Here is a 6,493-nt window from a genome sequence, read left to right on the forward strand (position 1 = left end):
CTGTTCGACGAGCCGCTGTCGAACCTCGATGCCGAGCTTCGGGTGCAGACCCGCGTCGAGATCGCCAAGCTGCATGCCGCACTCGGCAACACGATGATCTACGTGACCCACGACCAGACCGAGGCGATGACGCTTGCCGACAGGATCGTCGTCCTGCGCGGCGGCCGGGTCGAGCAGATCGGCGCGCCGGTCTCGCTCTATCATGATCCCGACAATCTGTTCGTCGCGGGCTTCATCGGTTCGCCGCGCATGAATTTTCTGAAGGCCGTCGCCAATGGCGATGGCACCGTGAGTATTGCCGGCGGCAATGTCAGGCTGCCCGACTTGCAGCACCCCCCGGCCGCCGGCCAGGAGGTCACCTTCGGCATTCGCCCCGAGCATCTCGACGCGGAATCCGGCAATGAATTGCCGATCACCGTCGATGTTTCGGAGGAACTCGGCGCCACGACCTATGTCTATGGCACGGTCGAGGGCGGCGAACCCGTCATTGCCGAGCGCCGCAATCGCGCCGCGCCGCGCCACGGCGAGACCATCACGCTCCGCTTCGATCCGGCCCACGCGCGGCTGTTCGACCGGGATGGCCTCAGGATAAGGTAGCGCTCGGATCGCGCTTTCACGCGACAAAGAACGCGGCGCGCCGGTGACCCCAAGCAACCACGGCGCTTCCTCCTCAAGACCCGGGGTCAAGGCGCGCTGCGAACCCGAGGGTGCGACGCTGGAAGCCTTTTGTTAAAAAGAGGGGCGCGGCCTCCGCAATGATGTCGGCCAGGCCGGCCACATACCATCATCAATTCCCCGCTACTCCGCCCGCATACACAGAGCGGCGCTTCAGTTTTGATTTAAAATGATGAGTTTTGATGACTAATGTTGATTTATAAATCCTCCAGAAACCCATAGTTTCCGTCGTGAGGCATCACGGCCGCGCCGCCGTGCGGAAATTGCAAGAGAAGGGGAGGAGGATGGTCCAGCTTTATGGAAAGTCCTTGTCGCGCGCCGAACTGGCCGCGCTCAGCGGAAATGTGAGCCATGCGGCGAGTGTGCGGCTGATGCAACTCGATGACGGGCTTGAGCGCGGCATCCGGATGCTGGAGTTCCGTTCCGGCACGGGGTTGCGGTTCACGGTTCTCGTCGACCGCGCCATGGATATCGCGGATTGCGAATATCGCGGTCAGGCGATCGGCTGGCACAGCCCGGCCGGCTTCCGCCACCCGGCGCTGCATGAATATGAGGGCGAGGGCGGCCTCGGCTTCATGCGGAGTTTCTCCGGCCTGATGATCACCTGCGGTCTCGATCATATCCTGTTCATGAACGACACCGAGACCAGCTCCTATGTCTACGGCCCGCGCCAAAAGGCCTCCCATTCGCTGCACGGCCGGGTTGGCACCATCCCGGCGCGGCTGACCGGGTATGGCGAGCGCTGGGACGGCGACAGGCTGATCCTGTGGGCCGAGGGCGTGGTGACGCAGGCGGCGGTTTTCGGCGAGCATCTCGAACTGCACCGGCGGATCGAGATCGACGCCGGCACAAACGACATCCGTCTCACCGACCGGGTGGTCAATGCCGGCTTCTACCGCACGCCGCACATGCTCTGCTACCACATCAATGTCGGCCATCCGGTGCTGGAAGAGGGCGCGCGCTATCTCGCGCCGATCAGGGATGTGGTCAACGTGGCGCATGCCGACAGCTATGAGAGGCAAGGCGTCGGCTACCGCACGCTCCCCGGCCCGCAGATGAATTTCCATGAGCAGGTCTGGCAGCATGAGATGGCGGCCGACGACAATGGCGCGGTTCCGGTCGCGCTCGTCAACGATCGGCTCGGTCTCGGCTTCATGGTCACGACAAGGAAGGACCAGTTCCCCTGCCAGTATGAATGGCAGAACCTGCAGGCGGGCCAGTATGCGCTGGGGATCGAGCCCTCGACCCATCACGTGCTCGGCAATAATGCGGCGCGCGAGCGCGGCGAGATGATCTGGCTCGAACATGGCGACGAGCGCTGTTACGACACGGTGTTCTCCGTCCTCCCCGATGCGCAGGCGATTGCGGCGGCAGAAGCCGGAATCCGCGCGATCGCGATTCAGCCGGAGAGCGACTATCCTGCCGCCAGCGGCAATTTCCGGCCGATTGAGGGGCGCGAGGCATGAGCGTCCGTTTCGACATGGCTGGCCGGCGGGTGCTCTATACCGGCGGGGCCGGCGGGCTTGGCGCGGAGACGACCCGCGCGCTGCTTTCCGCCGGCGCGGAGGTGCATGTGCTGGACTTCGACGCCGACAAGATCGCGGCGCTTGAAAGTGCCGCGCCTGATGAGGCATCCGACCGCCTTCATGTTCACAAGATCGACCTTCTGGACAAGCCGGCGCTGGTTGGGCTTCTCGGGACGCTTACAGCCGAGCGTGCGATCGATGTCGTGATCAACAATGCGGCGATCTATCCGTCCAGGCCGTTCGAGGACTATAGCGACGCAGAACTGGCGGCGGTCCACGGGGTCAATGTCGAGGCGGCGCATCTTTGCACGCGCGCGGCTCTGCCGGGCATGCGGGCGCAGAACTGGGGCCGCATCCTGAACGTGACCTCGATCACGCTTTCCGGCCAGTGGGAAAATCTCGTGCCCTACGTCCAGTCGAAAGGCGCGCTCCTGGGGCTGACACGGGCCTGGGCGCGGGAATTCGGCAAATGGGGCGTGACCGTGAATGCGATCGCGCCGGGCGCCTTTCCGACGGATGCGGAGAAGATCCACCCCGATCCCGAAGGCTACAACGCCATGGTGCTGGACCGGCAGGCCGTCAAGCGGCGCGGCAGCGCGAACGATATCGCGGCCGCCGTCATGTTTCTGGCCTCCGAAGAGGCCGGCTTCATCACCGGACAATCGCTGGCCGTCAATGGCGGCTGGGTCATGGAGTGAATGAAATGGGAATTCTGAGCGGATATACGGTGCTGGACTGCTCGATCGCCATGGCGGGCCCGTTCGCGGCCCAGCGTCTCGGCGATCTCGGCGCCGATGTGATCAAGATCGAGCCGGTGACCGGCGAATGGCAGCGTCATGCGCCTGCCGGCGGCGTGACCGGAAACGAGGTCAATGTCTCTTTCCTGTCGCTCAACCGCAACAAGCGCTCTCTGGCGGTGGATCTCAAATCCGATGAGGGCCGCAAGATCATCCGGCGGCTGGTGAAGACGGCTGATGTCTTCATCCAGAACTACCGCGCCGGCGTCGCCGGGCGTCTGGGTGTGGATTACGAGACGCTGTCGGCCATCAATCCCGGCCTGATCTATGTGTCGATGACCGGCTTCGGCGAGGATGGCCCCTATGCGAAGCGACCGGGGCAGGACCTGCTGCTGCAGGCCATGTCCGGCGCGATGATGTCGACCGGGCGCGCTGGCGAGCCGCCGCAGGCCTCAGGCCAGTACATCGTCGATGCGGTCACCGCCTACACCGCCTTCGAGGGCGCGCTCGCAGCGCTCTTGCACCGGGAGCGGACCGGCGAGGGGCAGAAGGTCGAGGTCAACATGCTTGACGCGATCACCACCATCCAGATGCAGGAATTGTCGGTCTTCACCGTCGGCCACAAGCCGCAGACCCGCAGCGCCGAGCCGCATGCCCATGTCTATATCCGCTCGCCCTATGGCACCTTTGCGACGACCGACGGCTATATCGCGCTCGCAATGCCGCAGTTCGAGGCGATGGCGAAGGCGCTGGACGAGCCGCGCTTTGCCGATCTCGACGAGATGAAGGCCGGTTGGGAAGACCGCGACGGCGTCTTCGCGCTGACCCGCGAAGCGATCGGAAAATTCTCCACCGCCGACGCGCTGGAACGCCTGAATGCGCACGGGATCTGGGCCGGGCCGGTCTATACCTATGCCGATCTCGTGGACGACCCCCAGATCGCCCATAACGGCACATTCGTCGAATATGACCACCCGACGGAAGGCCGGGTGAAGACGCCGGGTTTCCCGATCCGCTTTTCGCGCACGCCATCCGAGGTCCGCTACGGCGCGCCGCGCGTGGGCGAACATACGAAAGAGGTTCTGGCCGCAGCCGGGTTCTCCGATGCCGAGATCGCCGAAATGGCGAAGACCGGCGCGATCAGGGAAATGGGCGAATGAGATTTTGTGGCCCGGCGGCGATCTTTGCCCGGTCACGGGAAAAACCATGGGAGGAGGCCAGGATATGAACGCGCCCGATACACGGGAACTGACATTGCACGTGTCGGGACATGTCTCCACGATCACCTATAACCGGCCCGCGAAACTGAACGCGATGACGCCGGAGATGGCGCGGCAGCTCGCGGAAGCCGTTGCCGCCTGCAACGACGCCGACGATGTGCGCGTGGTGATCCTGACGGGCACCGGCAAGGCGTTCTGCGCTGGCTCCGACATCGCGCTGCTCGAGACCTACGACACCCCGTGGGCGTTTCGCAACCGCACGGAATATTGCGACATTCTGCGGAATTTACGCAAACCCTCGATTGCGGCGATCAATGGCTATGCCTTTGGCGGCGGGCTGGAAATGGCGATGTCCTGCGATATTCGCCTGGCCTCGGACAATGCGAAGCTGGGCGCGCCGGAAATCAAGCTCGGCTGGATCGGCGGCGGCGGCATGACCGCGCATCTCGCCCAGTCCATCGGTCCCTCGAACGCGGCGCTGATGGTGATGACCGGCGAGCCGGTTACCGCCCAGCAGGCCGTTTCCTGGGGCCTTGTCAGCGAGGTGACCGAGCCCGAGACGCTGATGGAGCGCGCCCGCGAAATCGCCGGACAGATCGCCGCCCGCGCGCCGATTGCCGCGGAAACGGCCAAGGCCAATCTCAAGGCCGCCTTCAACATGCCGCTGGAACAGGCGGTCGCCTATGAACGCGACCTGCAGACGATCTGCTTTGCGACCGAAGACGCGCATGAGGGCCGCGCCGCCTTCGCTGAAAAGCGCACCGCGACGTTTGCCAAGAGGTGATGCCACGATGACCCGTCTCAAAACGCTGGTGAAACAGCGCGAATTTTCCGTCTTTGCGATGTTGATCCTGGTCGCGCTCTACTTAAGCTTTTCCAACGACTATTTCCTGTCGCAGCGCAATCTCATGAATGTCGGCCGGCAGGGCTCGGTGGTCGCCATTGTCGCGCTTGGACAGGCGCTGGTGATCATCGCGCGCGGGATCGACCTTTCGGTCGGCTCGGTGATCGGCCTGTCTGCGGTCTGCGCGGCGATCGCGCTGCAGACGACGGGTTCGGATATTCTCGCTCTGGCAGCGGGTCTTGGCGCAGGCCTTTCTGCCGGTTGCCTCAACGGGTTGATGGTGACGCGCTTTCGCATCAACCCCTTCATCGCGACGCTCGGCATGCTGTCTATCGCGCGTGGTGTGGCGCTGTTGATGACCGGCGGCATTCCCGTCACCTTCATGGGCTGGGCCGAGGTGCTCGGCGCCGGACGCGTCTTCGACATTCCGGTTTCGGTGATCCTGATGATCGGGCTGGCCATCATCGTGCACCTGATCGCAACCCGCACCGTCACGGGCCGCGAAATCTACGCCGTTGGCGACAATCCCAAGGCCGCGCGCCTTGCGGGCATCGATACCGGACGCATCCGCATGGTGGTGTTTGCCTTCTGCGGGCTGCTGGCAGGGCTTGGCGGCATCATTCTCGCCGGCAATCTGGCAAGCGCCGACCCCAATCTGGGCATGGGCTACGAGCTCGACGTCATCGCCGCCGTCATTCTCGGCGGCACGGCGCTCAGCGGCGGGCGCGGCTCGATCATCGGCGTCTTTATCGGCGCCATGCTGATGGCGCTTTTGAACAACGCATTCGTTCTGCTGGGCATTTCGGCCTACTGGCAGGTCGTAACCAAGGGGCTCATCATCATCCTCGCCGTGGGGATCGACGGGCTTCACAGAGGAGACGAGGCCGAGGATTGATCCGATCCGGATCGTACATGTTGAAACTAGGAGGAAGCAGCATGAAACTTCGTAATTTCGCTGCGGCGCTTGTGGCCGCGACAATCTGGAGCGGGGCGGCAACGGCCCAAAACCTGCCGGAAGGCGGCACTGTCGAGGCGGTGGAGAAGGCCGGGGACAACGTCCGCATCGCCTTCCTGTCGTTCCAGAACAACCCGTTCTGGATCCCGGTCACCGAGGGCGCGATGGCGGCCAAGGACTATCTGGCCAACTTCAATGGCACACTCGATTATGTCGATCTTGGCGACGACCTGTCCGCCGAGGCCGTCGTCTCGGGCATCGAGGCAGCCCTTGCCCAGCAATATGACGGCATCGTCGTCGTGCCGATCTTCGATGGCACTGCCCGGATCATCAACGAGGCGACGGAAGAGGGCGTGCCGGTCTTCTCCATCATTGCCGAGGGCGCGGTGCCGTCCAAGCGCCTGTCCTTCATGGGCCAGGATGCAACGGCCGCAGGCCAGCAGATCGGTGAATTCATCAACGAAAACATGGGCGGCGACGGCAAGCTCGGGGTGATCACCGGCTATTTCGGCGCGACCCAGCACCAGATGCGCATG

At 63.9% G+C, this 6,493-nt stretch carries 7 protein-coding genes; all 7 read left to right on the forward strand.

Annotated features, from left to right (window positions below; all coding sequences use genetic code 11):
- On the forward strand, positions 1-597 hold a 597-nt coding region (locus B4E36_RS13835; RefSeq protein ID WP_345900472.1), incomplete at its 5' end, for an ABC transporter ATP-binding protein.
- A 362-nt stretch (positions 598-959) separates the two neighbouring features.
- The gene (locus B4E36_RS13840; protein ID WP_292058305.1) at positions 960-2,141 is read left to right on the forward strand and encodes an aldose 1-epimerase family protein; all 1,182 of its coding nucleotides are present in this window, start codon (positions 960-962) and stop codon (positions 2,139-2,141) included.
- Complete coding sequence (locus B4E36_RS13845; RefSeq protein ID WP_292058308.1) at positions 2,138-2,899, forward strand: SDR family NAD(P)-dependent oxidoreductase; 762 nt, start codon at positions 2,138-2,140, stop codon at positions 2,897-2,899. The genes B4E36_RS13840 and B4E36_RS13845 overlap by 4 nt, the downstream gene beginning before the upstream one ends.
- 5 nt (positions 2,900-2,904) lie before the next feature.
- Positions 2,905-4,098, forward strand: coding sequence for a CoA transferase (locus tag B4E36_RS13850; RefSeq protein WP_345900473.1), 1,194 nt, complete (start codon positions 2,905-2,907; stop codon positions 4,096-4,098).
- 64 nt (positions 4,099-4,162) lie between these two features.
- A complete protein-coding gene (locus B4E36_RS13855) occupies positions 4,163-4,942 on the forward strand; it encodes an enoyl-CoA hydratase/isomerase family protein (RefSeq protein ID WP_292058313.1) in 780 nt (259 codons plus the stop codon).
- 7 nt (positions 4,943-4,949) lie between these two features.
- Entirely contained in the window at positions 4,950-5,897 is a 948-nt protein-coding gene (locus B4E36_RS13860) for an ABC transporter permease (RefSeq protein ID WP_292058315.1), read from the forward strand.
- A gap of 41 nt (positions 5,898-5,938) precedes the next feature.
- Positions 5,939-6,493 (forward strand): sugar ABC transporter substrate-binding protein (locus B4E36_RS13865; protein WP_345900474.1); only part of this gene is annotated, 555 nt, incomplete at its 3' end.

This window comes from Martelella sp. UBA3392 (assembly GCF_002358775.1).
In the GTDB taxonomy this organism is placed as follows: Bacteria; Pseudomonadota; Alphaproteobacteria; order Rhizobiales; family Rhizobiaceae; genus Martelella; species Martelella mediterranea.